13 protein-coding genes are annotated in these 16,486 nt (G+C 61.9%); 6 read left to right on the top strand and 7 right to left on the bottom strand.

Annotated features, from left to right (window positions below):
• Positions 1 to 49: 49 nt before the first annotated feature.
• From fba to AC1ECN_RS29420, 6 genes are all read right to left on the bottom strand, one after another.
• On the bottom strand, positions 50 to 1,114 hold the full coding sequence (fba, locus tag AC1ECN_RS29395) for a class II fructose-bisphosphate aldolase (protein WP_164582115.1): 1,065 nt from the start codon (positions 1,112 to 1,114) through the stop codon (positions 50 to 52).
• Positions 1,115 to 1,459: 345 nt separating this feature from the next.
• Entirely contained in the window at positions 1,460 to 2,308 is an 849-nt protein-coding gene (locus AC1ECN_RS29400) for a sugar phosphate isomerase/epimerase family protein (RefSeq protein ID WP_018068539.1), read from the bottom strand.
• An 11-nt stretch (positions 2,309 to 2,319) separates the two neighbouring features.
• Entirely contained in the window at positions 2,320 to 3,306 is a 987-nt protein-coding gene (locus AC1ECN_RS29405) for an ABC transporter permease (RefSeq protein ID WP_018068540.1), read from the bottom strand.
• Positions 3,306 to 4,334: an ABC transporter permease gene (locus tag AC1ECN_RS29410; protein ID WP_024319811.1), complete on the bottom strand. Its 1,029-nt coding sequence runs from the start codon at positions 4,332 to 4,334 to the stop codon at positions 3,306 to 3,308. The genes AC1ECN_RS29405 and AC1ECN_RS29410 overlap by 1 nt, the downstream gene beginning before the upstream one ends.
• Positions 4,327 to 5,841, bottom strand: a complete 1,515-nt coding sequence (locus tag AC1ECN_RS29415; RefSeq protein ID WP_477954930.1) for a sugar ABC transporter ATP-binding protein — start codon at positions 5,839 to 5,841, stop codon at positions 4,327 to 4,329. Before AC1ECN_RS29415 ends, AC1ECN_RS29410 begins: the two co-directional genes overlap by 8 nt.
• A 126-nt stretch (positions 5,842 to 5,967) precedes the next feature.
• Complete coding sequence (locus tag AC1ECN_RS29420; RefSeq protein WP_164582111.1) at positions 5,968 to 6,951, bottom strand: autoinducer 2 ABC transporter substrate-binding protein; 984 nt, start codon at positions 6,949 to 6,951, stop codon at positions 5,968 to 5,970.
• Between the two features lie 245 nt (positions 6,952 to 7,196).
• Between AC1ECN_RS29420 and AC1ECN_RS29425 the strand changes: the two genes are divergently transcribed.
• The gene (locus AC1ECN_RS29425) at positions 7,197 to 8,255 is read left to right on the top strand and encodes a LacI family DNA-binding transcriptional regulator (RefSeq protein WP_024319809.1); all 1,059 of its coding nucleotides are present in this window, start codon (positions 7,197 to 7,199) and stop codon (positions 8,253 to 8,255) included.
• Positions 8,256 to 8,344: 89 nt separating this feature from the next.
• On the opposite strand, the gene AC1ECN_RS29430 is transcribed toward AC1ECN_RS29425, so the two are convergent.
• Positions 8,345 to 9,886 carry a cation:proton antiporter gene (locus tag AC1ECN_RS29430; RefSeq protein WP_018068545.1) on the bottom strand — a complete coding sequence of 514 codons (1,542 nt, stop codon included), beginning with the start codon at positions 9,884 to 9,886 and terminating at the stop codon, positions 8,345 to 8,347.
• Between the two features lie 88 nt (positions 9,887 to 9,974).
• On the opposite strand from AC1ECN_RS29430, the gene AC1ECN_RS29435 reads away from it, so the two are divergent.
• From AC1ECN_RS29435 to AC1ECN_RS29455, 5 genes are all read left to right on the top strand, one after another.
• Positions 9,975 to 11,204 carry a flavin monoamine oxidase family protein gene (locus AC1ECN_RS29435; RefSeq protein ID WP_024319808.1) on the top strand — a complete coding sequence of 410 codons (1,230 nt, stop codon included), beginning with the start codon at positions 9,975 to 9,977 and terminating at the stop codon, positions 11,202 to 11,204.
• A gap of 200 nt (positions 11,205 to 11,404) precedes the next feature.
• Positions 11,405 to 12,463, top strand: a complete 1,059-nt coding sequence (locus AC1ECN_RS29440; protein ID WP_164582109.1) for an alpha/beta fold hydrolase — start codon at positions 11,405 to 11,407, stop codon at positions 12,461 to 12,463.
• 175 nt (positions 12,464 to 12,638) lie between these two features.
• Entirely contained in the window at positions 12,639 to 13,688 is a 1,050-nt protein-coding gene (locus AC1ECN_RS29445; protein WP_024319807.1) for a class I SAM-dependent methyltransferase, read from the top strand.
• 247 nt (positions 13,689 to 13,935) lie between these two features.
• On the top strand, positions 13,936 to 14,412 hold the full coding sequence (locus tag AC1ECN_RS29450) for a MarR family winged helix-turn-helix transcriptional regulator (protein WP_477954932.1): 477 nt from the start codon (positions 13,936 to 13,938) through the stop codon (positions 14,410 to 14,412).
• Positions 14,409 to 16,481 (top strand): FUSC family protein, encoded by a 2,073-nt coding sequence (locus AC1ECN_RS29455; RefSeq protein ID WP_164582107.1) that lies wholly within the window; start codon positions 14,409 to 14,411, stop codon positions 16,479 to 16,481. The genes AC1ECN_RS29450 and AC1ECN_RS29455 overlap by 4 nt, the downstream gene beginning before the upstream one ends.
• The last annotated feature ends 5 nt before the right edge of the window (positions 16,482 to 16,486 follow it).

Raw genomic sequence — 16,486 nt, forward strand, 5'->3', positions numbered from 1 at the left:
TCGTCCGAAAACCGCTTCACACTTTTCGGCATAATGCTCTAGCCCAGTTTCAGGAGAAAGCCGGATCGAGAGAACCGGACTTGTAACGCTTGGCCATTTCCGAAACGGGAAGGGGCGTGATGCGGCCGGCCATACCGGCAGTGCCGAACTGTTCGAAGCGCTCCTTGCAGAGCTTGGTCAGCGCCGCCATCGCCGGCTTCAGATATTTGCGCGGATCGAACTCGCTTGGGTCCTCCTGCAGCACGCGGCGGATCTGACCGGTCATCGCCATTCTGCCATCGGTGTCGATATTGACCTTACGCACGCCATTCTTGATGCCGCGCTGGATTTCCTCGACCGGCACTCCCCATGTCGGCTTCATCTGACCGCCATATTTGTTGATGATCTCCTGCAGCTCGATCGGGACCGAGGACGAGCCATGCATGACGAGATGCGTGTTCGGGAGCTTACGGTGAATTTCTTCGATGACGTTCATCGCCAGCACCGAACCGTCCGGCTTGCGGGTGAACTTGTAAGCGCCATGCGATGTGCCCATCGCGATGGCGAGCGCATCGACCTTGGTTTCGCGCACGAACTTCACGGCTTCGTCCGGATCGGTCAGCAATTGGTCATGCGAAAGCTTGCCCTCGGCGCCGTGGCCGTCCTCGGCCTCGCCCATGCCGGTCTCCAGAGAACCGAGAACGCCGAGTTCACCTTCCACCGAGATGCCGCCGAAATGCGCCATATCGGTCACCATCTTGGTGACGCCGACATTATAGGCCCAGTCGGCGGGCGTCTTGGCGTCCGCCTTCAGTGAACCATCCATCATCACCGAGGTGAAGCCCGCCTGGATCGCCGTCATGCAGTTGGAGGGATCGTTGCCGTGATCGAGATGCACGCAAACCGGAATATGCGGATAGATCTCAACGACGGCATCCATCATGTGCTTCAGCATGATGTCATGGGCGTAGGCGCGTGCTCCGCGCGACGCCTGCATGATAACCGGCGCCCGACACGCGTCCGCGGCTTCCATGATGGCGAGCGCCTGCTCCATGTTGTTGATGTTGAAAGCGGGAACGCCGTAGCCTTCCTCCGCAGCATGGTCGAGCAGTTGCCTCAGCGTAATGCGTGCCATCCAAGATTCCCCCATATCGATGGTCGATCGAAACGCCGCCATCTCTTCGAAACTAGAGCCCGGGCGTGAGCCGTTCAAGCGTCTTATTTTAATAGGCAAAATGGCATAGGAGGAGGAACGTAACAAGCAATAATAACAATATCACAACGAGTATGATATTTCTCAAGAGTCATTTCGCATGCGTGAGCCGAATGAAATTCAGGCCTGTGTTGAAGAGACGGGGCGTCATGCCCCTTGCCGGCGATGGCGAGAACTCTTCAGCCAGACACGTGCGGCCGCTGGCTGTTATGGCTTGTGGTTGATGGCAGTCGGCCAGCAGTGGAATCCGGAATATCCGGCACCGGGTCAGATGAGACCGTATTGTTCCGCCTTATTGCGCAGGAACGGCAGGCCCTTGTCCATGACCTCTTCCATATCGCGTGCAACGGGGCGCCAGACGGCCAGGCCATAGGCGACCTCGGGCGGCATGTTGATGAAGCTTTCCATCGCAAGCCCGCCCTTGAAGCCGATTGCGGCAAGCGCGGCATAGATCGCATCCCACGGAATGTTGCCATAGCCCGGCGTACCGCGGTCGCTCTCGGAAAGGTGGATATATTTTAGGTGGTCGCGGGCGATCAGGATGCCGTTTGCCGCACCCTTTTCCTCGATATTCATGTGGTAGGTGTCGAGGTGAACGAAGATGTTATCCGCGCCGACACGCTCCACCATGTCGACGGCTTGCTGCGCCGAGTTGATCAGGTGGTTCTCGTAGCGGTTCACAGCTTCGACGCCGAGTTGGATGCCGTACTTCTTCGCATGTTTTGCCGCAACGTCGAGCACTTTGGCGATGTTGTCGTATTCACCTTGCGTCGGCGGCACGCCGGTGCGCTCGCCGATGCCGCCGAAGATGACGCCGGACAGAGCTTCCCCGTTCATGTCAGCGGTCTTTTCGATCGCAACCTTCAAGTGCTCGATTGCTGCCTCCGGGCGGACGGAGGCCCAGGCATGCTCCGGCAGGCCGAGCGAGCAGACGGCCCGCAGCTTGTTCTTTTCAAGCAGGTCGCGGGTGTGTTTGGCATCGACGGCAGGCGCATTGAGCAGCGCGATCTCGATGAAATCCATCTTGTAGTGCACCGCTCCGGCAATCGCCTTCTCGGCGCCTGCGCGGTCCCAGTTCATGGTCCACATGCTGGTGTGAACGCCGAAACCTTCCATGATCGTATCTCCTATTTCACGATTCTGATGAACTTGGCCGAGAACCATCGCAGCACCATCACGACGATGAGCAGGATGCCCCAGACGGCAGTGGTGAGGTGCTGGTTGGCGCCGAGCAGGTTGAGCCCCGAAGAGAGAAGCTGCAGTACGATGAGCGCCACAAAGACGGGCAGGACGCGGCCGAAGCCGCCGAATGGATTGATGCCGCCGAGGAAGCAGGCGAGCACGGTGATCAGCAGATAGGACTCGCCGTGGCCGACGCGCACCGAATTGAAGCGCGCAAGCATGATGATGCCGGCAACCGCAGCCATCACGCCGGAGAGCATGTAGACCAGCACCAGGATTTTGCGGGTGTTGATGCCGGAATAGCGGGCAGACTCGATATTGGAGCCGATCATGTAGGTGGAAAAGCCGAGCTTGGAACGCGAGAGCAGGATGTGGCTGGCGATCACGCAGGCGATCAGGATCAACAACGGTACCGGGATGCCGAGGATGCTGCCGTGGCCGATCGGAGCGATGAAGGTGGGGAAGCCCGAGATATCGCCGCCGCGCGTCAGGAACTCGCCGAGGCCGCGTAGGAAGATCATCATCGACAGCGAAACGAGGATCGGATGGGCGCGGGTAAAGGCGATGACGAGGCCCATGACCAGGCCGCTCGCGGCGCCGACGGCAAGCGCCAGAGCCGAGCCGAGCAGGAAGGCGCCCGGACCGGCTTCGATGCCGCCATTGGCCTGCAGCGTCCAGGCGAGCGTCAGGCCGGCGATGTTGGCGGTGAAGGTGATCGCAAGGTTGAGGCCGCCGGTGAGGATCGGCATCAGCATGGCAAGCGTCAGGACGCCAAGCTCGGGAAGCTGAAAAGCGACCGATCCGAAGGTCGCGCCCGTCAGGAAATGCGGCGAGGCGAAACCGAAGACGATGAGCACGGCCGCCAGCGCGGCGAGGGGACCGGCCATGTCGGCCCCGAAGATGGCGTTGAAGCGGGCGGCGAGTGCGTTCATCAGCTCTCTCCCCTTTCTGCAGGCCTGTCACCGGTCGATTTGCGGGTCGCAAACACCGGCACCAGGTTGCCGATGCGGGCGCTCGACAAGGTGATCGCAACGAGGATGATTGCGCCGACGATCATCTTGAAGGCGAAGGGCGAGACGCCCATCAGGTTGAGGCCGTTCTGGGTGATCGAGACGAGCAGCACGCCCAGCACGCAACCGAGCACGGAGCCCTTGCCGCCGCCCAGCCGCGCCCCACCGAGCACCACAGCAGCCAGGACATCAAGCTCGCGGCCATAAAGTGCGTTCGGTACGACCTCCTGCGCATAATGCGCCTGCATGAGCCCGGCGATGCCTGCCATCAGTCCAAGCCAGCCGAAGGCGATGAACTGCATGGCGCCGATATTGATGCCGAAGCGGCGCGCGCCTTCCGGATTGTCGCCGAAGGCATAGAGCTGCCGGCCGGTCGTCGTGCGGGTAATGAAGAACCAGGTGGCGAGCGTGCAGACGGCCATGACGACGACCGGCAACGTGATCTCGGCCCAGCTCCCATCGGCCATTTCGCGCTCGTAAATGATGACGCGGGTCGTCAGCCAGTCGGGCAGATTGTAGATCGACACGCCCTTGGTGAAGAACATCAGCAGGCCGAAATAGACGTTGAAGGTCGCGATCGTCGCGACGATCGAGATGATCCGGAAGCGGTGGATCAGGAAGGCGTTGATCACGCCGAGCACGATGCCGATTCCGGCCGCGATCAGGAAGCCGGATACCCATCCACCCCCGCCGATCCGCTCGAGCGCAAGTGCAGTGACATATTGCACGATCGAGGCGGCGACGGCGAAGGAGATGTCGATCCCACCTGATATCAGCACCACGAGCAGGCCCACGGCGAAGATGATGTTGACCGCGCTGATATTGAGCAGGTCGAAGACATTGCCGAGCGTGAAGAAACGGTCGGTCATAAAGGCCAGGGCAACGCTCATCGCGATGATGACGGCAAACAGCACGAATTCGGTCGTATGGGACAGGAACAGCTTACGCATAGACCGCCGCCTCCAGGTCCTTCAGTGTGGTCGCGCGCGGATCGTGCCAGCCGGCGATGCGGCCCTTTTCCATATGGATGATCCGATCGGCGTTGAAATAGACCTCCGGCACCTCGTCCGAAATCAGGATGATCGCAAGCCCCGCCTCGGCGAGACGTGCAACGATTTCGAAGATGCCGGCGCGTGCGCCGACATCGACGCCGACCGTGGGTGCATCGAGGATCAAGACCCTCGGATCGGTGGCGAGCCATTTGGCGATCGCGACGCGCTGCTGGTTGCCGCCCGAAAGCGTCGAGATCGCATCGTCCTGCTTGCCGATCTTGACGCCGAGATCGGCGATCCAGCGTGCGACCAGCGAGCGCTTCTTTTCCGGCGAAATGAGCCGGCCACCCAGGATGCGGTTGAGCGAGGCCATGACCAGATTGTCGGCGATGGATTGCGGCTGGTTGAGACCGAGCGAAAGGCGGTCTTCGGAGAGATAAGCGACGCCTGATGTGATCGCCTCGCGGTTGGAGGCAAAGCGCACCGGCCTTCCCTCCAGCATAATCGTGCCGGCTGCGGGCCGGCGCATGCCGAACAGCGTGAGCGCAAGTTCGGTGCGCCCGGAGCCGAGCAGGCCGGTGATCCCGAGCGTCTCGCCATGGCGCAGATCAAAGGAGATGTCCTCGAACTCGCCGGGCCGGGAAAGCTTGCTGACAGAAAGCAGGACCGGGTTCTGCGATACGTCGCGGGCGCGAACATTCTGGTCGAAGGTGCGCCCGGTCATCAGCTCGGTGATCTGAGACTGGGTCATGCCCTCCACCGGATAGACCCCGACCAGCGCGCCATCGCGCAGCACCGTGATGCGCGAGGAAATTTCCAGCACTTCCGCAAGGCGATGGCTGACGAAGACCACGGCAACGCCCGAAGCCGACAGCGTGCGCACGATCGCCAGCAGATTATCAGTCTCCGACTGGGTGAGCGAGGCGGTCGGCTCGTCCATGAAGACGATCCGGGCCTCTCCGACCAGCGCGCGGGCAATGGCGACGATCTGGCGCTGCGCGATGGCGAAGTCCTTGAGGGGTCTGTCGACGTCGAGTGTGACGCCAAGCCGGGCAAGCGCCTCCTCGGCTATTCCGCGGATCGCGGCATAGTTGACGAAGCGCGGGCGCGAACCGGAAAGGGTCTGGAAGGCGATATTCTCAGCCACGCTCATCTCCGGAAAGAGCGCGAGGTCCTGCCAGATGATCTGGATGCCGCGGGACTGGGCCATGCCTGGCGTCATGTGGGATATCGTCTCGCCGTCGAAGACGATCTCGGCGCCGTCTGCGGGCCGATAGACGCCGGAGATCACCTTGATAAGGGTGCTCTTGCCGGAACCATTCTCGCCGGCCAAGCAATGCACCTCGCCAGGCAAGACTTCGAAGGAGACATTTTTCAGCGCCTTCACACCGCCGAATGTCATGTTGATGYCGCGAAGCGAAAGAAGCGGCTGGGCCTTCACACCATCATCCGTTGCCATGCTCATGCCGGTTGCCTGTCCAGTCGAATGCCATGAAAGGTCAATGGTCCAGCCATGGCCGGATACCGCTCTTTTTCCCGAACGTCGGGCCGGTCCATATCGACCGGCCCGACACCCGGGGAGGGGGCCTCTTCAGAGGCCCATTGCGGCCAGGTCGTCGACCGTATCCTTGTTGATCGGCAGCAGTTGATCGACGATGATGTCGTTGCCGACCGGCTTGATCACGCCGAGACCCGGAATGTCATCACCTTCCTTGACGCTCTCGCCCTTGATCAGGCGATCGGCGAGCGTGACGAAGACTTCGCCGGCCTGTTTCGGATTCCACATGAAGCCGCCCGATATCGCACCTGATTTGATCAGCTTCTGGCCTTGGCCTGGCGAGAACGGGCCGAGCACGAAGATCTTGCCCGTCTTGCGGCGTTCCTCGATAGCGCGCCCGGCGCCGATCGGACCCTGGCTGCCGAAGGCGAGGAAGCCGGTCAGATCCGGATGCGCAGCGATGAGATCGAGCGCTGTCGAGCGGCTCTTGTCGACGTCTTCCGCCACGCCGTAGCGCTCGCCGACGAGTTTCATGTCTGGGTAGTTTGCCTTGATATAGGCGATTGCGGCGTCCGCCCAGGCATTGTGGAGCGGCACGGTCAGCGAACCGACGAAGACGGCATATTCGCCTTTGCCGCCCATTTTCTCGGCGAGCAGCTTGCCATGCGCTTCACCGAAGCCGGTGGCCGATGCGAGCTCGAAATTCCAGTCGGCGCCCTTCTGCGAGGGCGATTCATGCGTAATGACCTTGATGCCGGCGGCCTGCGCCTTGGTGAGCACGGGCTCGAGCACCTTGGCATCGTTGGGCACCACGCCGATGACCTTGACGCCCTGGGCGATCAGATCTTCGATGGCGCGCACCTGCAGCGCCGGGTCGGCGCTGGTCGGGCCGATCATGAAGGCATCGACGCCGAGTTTCTGGCCCTGTTCCTTGATCCCGGCCTCCATCGCATTGAACCATGGAATGCCGCCGATCTTGACGACAATGCCGACCTTCGGTGCCTCCTCTGCAAACGCGACCACCGCCCCGGCAAGCGACAGCGATGCGGCAAATGCCGCTGCGATAAGTCTCCTCATCTTCACTCCTCCTCAAGGTCGCTCATACGAACGACGACCACCGGCCGGCTTGCGGCAGGTTGTTCCTGGTTGCTTCTTGGCGAGGGAATACCCTTGCCTCCCGTCCCGCCTCCTCCGGCGAACCATCTTTTGCACAATCGATCTTTCTTTTTTGCACAATCGATGGTGCAATGACTATCGATCAAGGTGGGGCTTTCGTCAAGAGGGGTTTGTTTCTAAGGGAAGCGACAAAGGAAAGGCGATATATGACCGACATCAGCAAGAAGAAGGCGACGATCTACGATCTCTCGATCCTATCGGGTGCGTCGCCTTCCACCGTGAGCGCCGTGCTGAACGGAAGCTGGCGGAAACGGCGTATCAAGGAGGCGACGGCGCAGCTGATTCAGAACCTGGCAAACGAGCACGGCTATACGGCAAATCTGCAGGCCCGCGGCCTGCGTTCGTCCCGCTCTGGCCTCGTCGGTCTTCTGCTGCCGGTGCACGACAACCGTTATTTCTCCTCCATGGCGCAGTCTTTCGAGGCGCAGGTCAGAAGCCGCGGCCAGTGCCCCCTCGTCGTCAGCGCCTGTCGCGACCCGGAGGAGGAGCGCCAGGTCGTCGAGACACTGATCTCCTATTCCATCGACGAACTTTTCATCGCCGGCGCAACCGATCCGGATGGCGTGCACAAGGTCTGCGAAAAGGCAGGGCTGAAACACGTCAACATCGATCTGCCCGGCACGCTGGCGCCGTCGATCATCAGCGACAATTGTGAAGGTGCGCGCATGCTGACGCAGGCGATCATCGAGCGCGCGCAGGAGGATGGACCGCTTTCACCTGACGATCTGTACCTCTTCGGCGGCCGCAACGATCATGCCAGCCATGAGCGAATTCGCGGTTTCCGCGACGTAAAGCGCGCACTGCTGGGCGCAGATCCGGACGTCTGCATCCAGCCGACCGGCTATTCCCCTGCCATGACTGCCCGCGCCTTCGAAACCTTCTACGAAGGCCACGGAAAGCTGCCGCGCGCATTCTTCGTCAATTCCTCAATCAATCTCGAAGGGCTGATGCGCTTCCTCGCGCTGCACCCGCATGAGACCTTCGCCGACATCATCGTCGGCTGTTACGATTACGATCCCTTCGGCTCCTTCCTGCCTTTCCCCGTCTTCATGATCCGGCAGGACAGCGAGGCGATGATCACCAAGGGGTTTGCGATCCTCGATGCAGACCGCGGCGCGCCAATCACACATCTGGTGCGGCCGACGCTCGTCCCACCCCGCACGGCACTGACCGGCCCACTCGATGCACTGAAGGATATCGAGTAATGCGTCCCACCTCGTTGGAAATGCTGGGCTGACGGAGAACAGACCCTTTGATGCCGATCGCGTTGGCATCGACAACTGCCTTATCGGATCTAGCTTTCTGTGATGCGGCGATCTTCATCGGAGCCGACGGAAAGCTGCTTCCAGTCCAGGTCTTCCTGCAGCTCGAGATATTGCGTCGCGCCGATCTGGTCTGTGTCGCGCAATTCCTCGAGCCGCTGGCGCTGGGCAAGAACGGCGGCGATCGTCAGGTGGCGGCGGCGATCGAGCGGCGAGGTCTTGTTTGCATCGGTTGATGCAGTCCAATGATCCTTGCAGATCGTCCGTATCGCTTCGGCCTCAGTGCCGCCCTCCTTCTCAAGCCGCTGAAAGGCCGCTTCGGCGAGCGATCTTCGGGCCGCCTTGAGTTCATCCTGGACTTCTGCCTGCCGACCGAGTTTCAGGAAATGGATCATCGGTGCCAGGGTCGCCCCCTGAATGACCAGGGTTGCGAGCACCACCGCGAAGGCCGTCAGCACGACCAGGTCTCGTTCCGGAAAGTCGGCGGGGAGCGCGAAGGCCGTCGCCAGCGTAACGAGGCCGCGCATACCGGCCCACCCCACCAGCAAGGTCTCCCCGGATGTGAAAGGCGCCAGTTCATGGCCGCGTCGGTGGCGAGACGCGACGACGGCGTGAAGCAGGAACGCCATCACCATACGCGCCAGGATGACGCCGACCACCACGATGGCGGCAAATCCCATCGCCCGCTGAAGCTCTTCGGCCGACATCGCTTCAAGGATGCGGCGCGCCTGCAGGCCCATCAGCAGGAAAGCCACCACGTTCAGCAGGAAGACGACAGTCGTCCAGACGGCGAAGGAATGCACCCGCATCCGTGGTGAATCCTTGACCGAAGAGAGAGTGGCGAGCGTCATTGCGCTCGCCACTGTGGCAAGGACAGCCGACAGATGCAGATGTTCGGCGATAAGCCAGGTTGAAAAAGCGTAGACGAATTGAAGCAGGGTCCCGCCGACCGTGTTTTCGGTTATCGGCCGAAGCCGCGAGACAAAAAAGCCGAAAACGATGCCGAAAACGATCCCACCAGGTGCGGCAAGCCCCACCTGAAGCGCCGTCCCGGCATCCAGTCCGCCACGCGCCTGGACAGTCAGCGCAGCCCCGAAAAGCAGCAGCGCGGTTGCGTCGTTGAACAGGCTTTCTCCCTTGAGCAAAGCATCCACACGGCGGGCGACCGGCAAATTGGAAAGGACTGCCGTGGCGGCTGCGGCATCGGGCGGCGAAACAATTGCGCCGAGTGTGACCGCAACCGCAATCGGAAGCCCGACCGTCAGCATGCTGATCGACACGACCACGCCTGTCGTAACGAGAACCGCAACAACAGCATAGAAGAACAACGGCAGCAGCATGCGCCGCGCCGCGCCCACCGGGAAATCATAGGCCGAATCGACAAGGACCGGCGCGATGAACAGAGCGAGCGCTGTCGGCGGATCGATGGGGATCGTGGGCGCGCCGGGCAACATCGCCACGCCGACGCCGGCGGCAGCCAGAATGCCGGGGTAGGGCAGGCGCATGCGACGCGTGACCTGCAGCAGCAGGATGGCAACCGCCAGCAATGCAACAAGTGTTTCGAAGAACGTCATTTCAGCATACTAGCAGGCTTTCGAGCACATTGAAGCGGGTGCCACCCCGATGTAAAGCTTGTGTCGTATCAAGCTGATGAGGGCGACGATGGACTACGAGGTTGCGATTGTCGGCGCTGGCGCAGCCGGGATTGCAGCGGCAAAAGGCCTGGCCGATGCCGGGCGCTCGGTCATCATCCTGGAGGCCAGCAACCGCGTGGGTGGACGGGCCTGGACAATCGAATTGGCCGGAATGCCGCTGGATATGGGTTGCGGCTGGCTGCACTCTGCCGAGCGCAATCCTCTCGTCGCCATTGGCCGTGGGGCCGGGTTCAATATCGAGCGCGGGCCGACGGCGTGGCAAAGCCAGTGGCGCGATCTCGGCTTTACGCAGGATGAGCGCGCGGCGGCGGCGGCGGCATGGACCGCTCTTGAGGAGCGGATGCGGACCAATCCTCCCGCCAGCGACAGGGCGTCGGACGCGCTGGAGCCAGATGGCAAATGGAACGCCTACTGCCAGTCCCTCAGCGGATATATGAACGGCGCGCCGCTCGATCGGCTGTCGGTCGCCGACTTTCTTGCCTATGACAATGCAGCGACCGATGCCAATTGGCGGGTGCATGAAGGCTATGGAAGTCTGATCAGCGCGGCCGTTCCGAACGTGGCCCTGCACCTTTCGACGCCCGTACGACGCGTGACATTGACCGCGAACGGCGTCCAGCTGGAGACCGACCGCGGTCTTGTCACATCAGGTGCCGCGATCATCACTGCATCGACCACCGTGCTGGCCCGCGGAACCATTATCTTCGACCCGGAGGCCGACGATCACCTCCATGCCGCAAGTCAGCTGCCGCTTGGCCTCGCAGACAAGCTGTTTTTGGAGCTCCATGGCAATCATGGTCTAGAGCCGGAAACCCATCTGCTCGGCGACCCGCAAAATGCCGAGACCGGCAGCTATTATATCCGGCCGCTCGGCCGGCCGCTCGTCGAAGGCTTCTTTGGCGGAAACGGCGCTGTCGTCATCGAACGCGCGGGTTTGGTGGAAGCATTTGCCTTCGCACTCGACCAGCTGGCATCACTGCTCGGCAGCAACATCCGCCGCCACCTGCGGCCCCTGGCAGCCTCTTCCTGGTGTCGCACCGATTGGATCGGCGGCTCCTACAGCCATGCGCTGCCCGGCCATGCGGGCGCACGCGCAGTCCTGGCGCGCCCGGTCGGCGACCGGCTATTTTTCGCCGGCGAGGCGACGCACCAATCCGACTTTTCGACCGCGCATGGCGCATGGGAAAGCGGATTGCGGGCCGCCGACCAGGTTGCAGCTGTTCTAACACCCTCGTGATATAGAAGGGTGAATCTCGTTTGTCTTTATTGGCCGGCGGTGCAGGGCCATGTCGATACTCGACGGATGTGATGACAGTATCATTACGACGCGTGTGAAGATGATGTCGTTACGTGCTTAGACTGTTCTTCCAAGCCACGATTTCGATCCTGTAGGAGATAGGTCTGTTATGCGATCTTCCGCTACGATATTCTTGGACGATGAAACTTAGTCAGACCATACGGTTCTTTGCCTCCAAGGACGGCACCCGTATCGCCGTCGCGTCTTGCGGGCAGGGACAGGTGATCCTGCGGGCGGCGCACTGGCTTAGCCATGTCGATTATGATTTCGAGAGCCCGGTGTGGCGGCCATGGCTCCAGGCGCTGTCCGCTCACAACCGGTTTGTGCGCTACGATCCGCGTGGCTGCGGCCTGTCGGATCGGCATGTCGGCGACCTCTCCCTTGAAGCGTGGCACGCCGATCTCGATGCCGTGGCGGCGTCGATCGAGGAGCCCCGCTTTGTCCTCCTCGGTCTTTCGCAGGGCGGCGCACTCGCTATCGCATATGCCCTTAGATATCCCGAGCGGGTATCGCATCTGGTGCTCCTGAACGCGTATGCTCAGGGTGCCCGTGCCAGAGCTCAGACCGAGGCCGAGCGGCTGGAAGCCGAGACCCTTGTCAATTTCGTTCGCATCGGCTGGGGACGCGATAATCCAGCGTTTTGTCGGTTCTTCACCAACCTCTTTATCCCCGACGGCACACCCGAACAGCATCGCTGGTGGGGCGATCTCGAGCGCCAAACGGCAACGGCCGACGTCGCCGCGCAACTGCTTTGGCAGATGCAGGGGATCGATGTGCTGGACCTTGCGGCGATGCTGCGCCTCCCAACGTTGATCGCGCATAGCCGCGGCGACGTGCGCGTGCCGTTTGATCAAGGTTGCAAGCTGGCCGCCGCGATTCCGAACGCGAGCTTCGTGCCGCTTGAGAGCAAGAACCATGTGCTCTTGCCGGACGAACCAGCTTGGAATGTGTTTCAAGCCGAACTTGCTGCCTTCCTCGGACAGGATCGGTCCGTACGGCCGCGCGCAGTCAGCGAGGCCGGTCTGACACCCGCCGAGGCGACCCTTCTCGACCTCGTCGCAGAGGGGCTCGACAACCGCGCAATCGCAGAGCGGCTTGGCAAGAGTGCAAAGACCGTGCGAAACCAGCTGTCGGTGATCTTCAGCAAACTCGGCGTGCATAGTCGCTCGCAAGCGATCGTCATCGCGCTCTCCGGATAAATCCGCGTCGCAGGCAGGTCGCCACATCCTCCGTTGCCGATGGGACATCTGTCCCTCCAATGAGCGGATTTCTTCGCAGACGCGGGACGACCGCCTCATGCCCGGCAAGACGACGGCCTTCATCCTTGACGGCACGGGTGGCAAGACGCCGCCCGAGGACCGGGAGGAATTTCACGTGACGGAACTCAACGAAACAACGCTCAATGAACTCGTGGGCCGCGTCCTTGGCGACCTTGGCGGAGCGGTCAGTGTGCCGCTGGTGCGGATCGGAGATGCTCTCGGGCTATACAGGACGCTTAAGGAGATCGGGCCTGCGAAGGTCGACGAGCTTGCCGATGCTGCCGGATGTGCGCCTCGCTATGTGCGCGAGTGGCTGGCCGCACAGGCCGCCTCAGGTTACGTGCACTATGAGCGAGGAAGGTTCTCGCTGACGCCCGAGCAGGCCCTTGTGTTTGCCGAGCCGGACAGCCCGGTCAATCTGATTGGCGCATTCGATACCGCCGCTGCGATGGTCGAGAACCAGCCGAAGGTGCAGTCCGCCTTCAAAACCGGCCGAGGCGTTGCCTGGGGCGATCAGGCCGGCTGCATGTTCTGTGCCGTCGCGCGACTGTTTCGTCCAGGATATGTCAATGCCCTTGTGCAGGAGTGGCTGCCGGCGCTTGACGGTGTCATCGACAAGTTGAAATCGGGTGCAACGGTGGCGGACGTCGGATGTGGGCACGGGCTCTCGACGATCCTGATGGCGCAGGCGTTTCCCGATTCCCGGTTTACAGGCTACGACTTTCATCCGGGCTCGATTGCCGCTGCAACCGCGCACGCCCAAGCACACGGGTTAACGAACCTGCACTTCGAGGTCGGCCGGGCGCAGGACTTCGACGGTCGAGATTTCGATTTGATCACCTGCTTCGACTGCTTGCACGACATGGGCGACCCGAAAGCCGCGGCGGCTCATATCCGAAAGGCGCTGAAAGACGGCGGCGTCTGGATGGTGGTCGAGCCAATGGCCGGAGATACGCTGGAGGAGAACATCAATCCGGTTGGGCGGCTTTACTACTCAGCTTCGACGATGATCTGCGTTCCGACCTCGCTTGCGCAGGAGACAGGGCTCGCGCTTGGTGCGCAAGCGGGAGAGAGGCGATTGGCCGAGGTGATCCGGTCGGGCGGTTTCACTCATGTCCGGCGTGCAGCCCAGACGCCCCTCAACATGGTTCTCGAGGCGACCTGAGAGGGTCGTAGCCTCTCCATGGAAATGCCGCGCCGCATTCAAGGCCTCGTCAGGAAAGTCGACGAGTGCGGCGACTGGCTTGCGGCAGCGCGCCCGCCACCTGATCCCCAGCGGCGGCGATAACGCGTTCAGGCTGACGAAGGAGCAGGTGCTTCGGTGTCTTCCCGCCGAGCAAGCTGTCGGCCAACCGATATTATAGATAGCAAATAATTTGAATCCTATCGATATTGATGCTATATACTCGTTCATGAACACCTACAGCAACCTCCAGCGTGTCTTCACCGCCAACCTTCYTTCGACCGGTCGCCAGTGGCGCCGTGCCGTAGATCTGGCGTTGAGTTCGCATGGCATCTCCGAAGCCTGTGCGGCACCGCTCCTCTGGATCGGCCGCCTGGGCGGCGGTGTTCGTCAGGTCGTGCTCGCCAGCCACGTCGGCATCGAAGGACCGTCGCTGGTGCGTCTGCTCGACCAGCTCGAAACGCTCGGGCTCGTTATGCGCAAAGACGATCCGGCCGACCGGCGGGCCAAGGGATTGTGGCTGACCGAGCAAGGGGCAACGCTTGCCGCTCGCATGGAAAACGTGCTCGACGATCTGCGCGGCCACATTCTTCAAAACGTCGACAAGGCCGATCTGGAGGCCGCCATCCGGGTGCTGCAGGCCTTCGACAACAGCGAGATGCCGCAACCAGGCACCTTGGAAAAGCAGGTCGAGGCAGCATCGTGAGTTTTCCCAGTTGGCGTGATTGGCTATTTTCAGCCAAGGCTTTCCTTGCATCGATGCTTGCGCTCTTCGTCGCATTGTCGCTCGACCTGCCGCGCCCTTATTGGGCTATGGCTGCCGTCTATGTCGTTGCCAACCCGTTGGCCGGCGCGACGAGCTCGAAAGGTCTTTACCGCGCGCTAGGAACGCTGCTCGGCGCCTCGGCCGCCGTCTTCCTCGTGCCGCTCTTCGTCAATGCGCCGGAGCTTCTGTCGTTGGTGATCGCGCTCTGGACCGGCACGCTGCTCTTCCTGTCGATGCTCGACCGCAGCGCCCGAAGCTATGTCTTCATGCTGGCGGGATATTCGCTGCCGCTCATTGCTCTGCCATCTGTCGGCGCGCCGGAGACGATTTTCGATACCGCGCTTGCCCGTTCCGAAGAGATCATCATCGGCATCACCTGCGCCAGCATTGTCAGCGCTGTCGTATTTCCGGCAAGCGTCCGCACCGTGCTCGGCGGGCGTATCGTCTCATGGTTCGATGACGCCGGAAGCTGGGCCGACGAAATCCTGCGCGGGGAGGGCGCATCGCCCGCAACCCCGCTGAAGCGGCAGAAGCTCGCTGCCGACATGACTGGCCTAGACCTCATCATCAGCCAGCTCGGACATGATGCGAACGGCCGTGATATCGTTCGCCATTCCCGCGAATTGCGGGGACGGCTGTTGATGTCATTGCCTCTCTTCTCCTCGCTCGCCGATCGTCTCCATGCACTAAAGGCCGACGGCGAACGGCTACCTGCGGAACTCTCGAACGTCCTCAACGACATAGCCGATTGGCTGCGGCAAGGCGGCAAAGGCGAGGCCGGGGATAACGCCGAGCGTCTGCGCGGGCGCGTCGAAGCCCTCCAGCAATCGGACCCGGACAATGTCGGTTGGAATGCGCTGCTTTTCCGCAGTGCGCTGGCTCGCCTGGCGGAGATCGTCGATCTCTGGCACGACTGCCTGACACTGCGCGACCAGATCCGAAGCAGCAATCACGCCGGACCTTGGCATCCCGTCTTCCGGCACCGCCGCATCGTCGGCCGCAACCGCCATTACGATTATGCGCTGCTGGCCTTCGCCGCCTGTTCGGTGATTGCAGCGATCGTCGTCGCGTCCTTCTTCTGGATCTTCTCCGGCTGGCAGAACGGCGCAGGTTTCGTCACCATGGCCGCGGTGGCATGTTCTTTCTTCGCGGCGCTGGACCGACCGGCGCCCTTCATCCGTTCGATGTTCATCTGGTGTGCCGTCAGCCTTGTCATCTCCTTCATCTACATCTTCGCCATCCTGCCGGCTGTGAACAGCTACGAACTGCTGGTGCTGGTATTTGCGCCGCCCTTCCTGCTTCTCGGCCTGCTGATCCCGAAGCCTCAGTTCAACATGCTGGCGATGCTGCTTGCGGTAAACAGCGCGTCCTTCATCGCGCTTCAGGATCGGTACTCTTCGGATTTCACGACCTTCGCCAACGAAGCGATCGCGGCCCTTGCCGGCATCGGCTTTGCCCTGGGCTGGACACTGATCGCTCGTCCCTTCGGCGCCGAACTCGCGGCGCGGCGGCTCCTCCGGGCTGGCTGGAGAGACCTTGCCGAGACCGCCGCCGGCGAACGGCGGACCGACCATGAACAGCTTTCGGGGCGCATCCTCGATCGTCTCGGTCAGCTGGTTCCCCGGCTGGCCGCCGTCGAGGATCGCGAACTGAAAAAGGTCGACGGCTTTGCCGAGGTGCGTCTGGGTTTCAACGTTCTGATGCTGCAAACGAAGAGAGCCGAGTTGCGCGGCTCAAGCAGTTTGTCGGTCGGGCATGTTCTGACCGGCGTATCGGATTTCTACCGGTCGCGCCTCAAGGCGGGACAGGCGATCGATCCGCCGGACGATCTGCGTCAATCGATCGACGACAGTCTCGCGACAGTCGTACTCGAAAACCCGCAAGCGGATAGAGAGAATGTCGATGCCCTCGTCGGCCTTCGCCGCGCGCTCTTCCCGGAAGCGGCTCCGCCGGCAAACTGGCGCGATCCGCAAGCTCTTGCCACTCCTCTCCAAATTGCCGCCGAGTAAAAGCC

This window comes from Rhizobium sp. 01N447_2 (genome assembly GCF_056399245.1).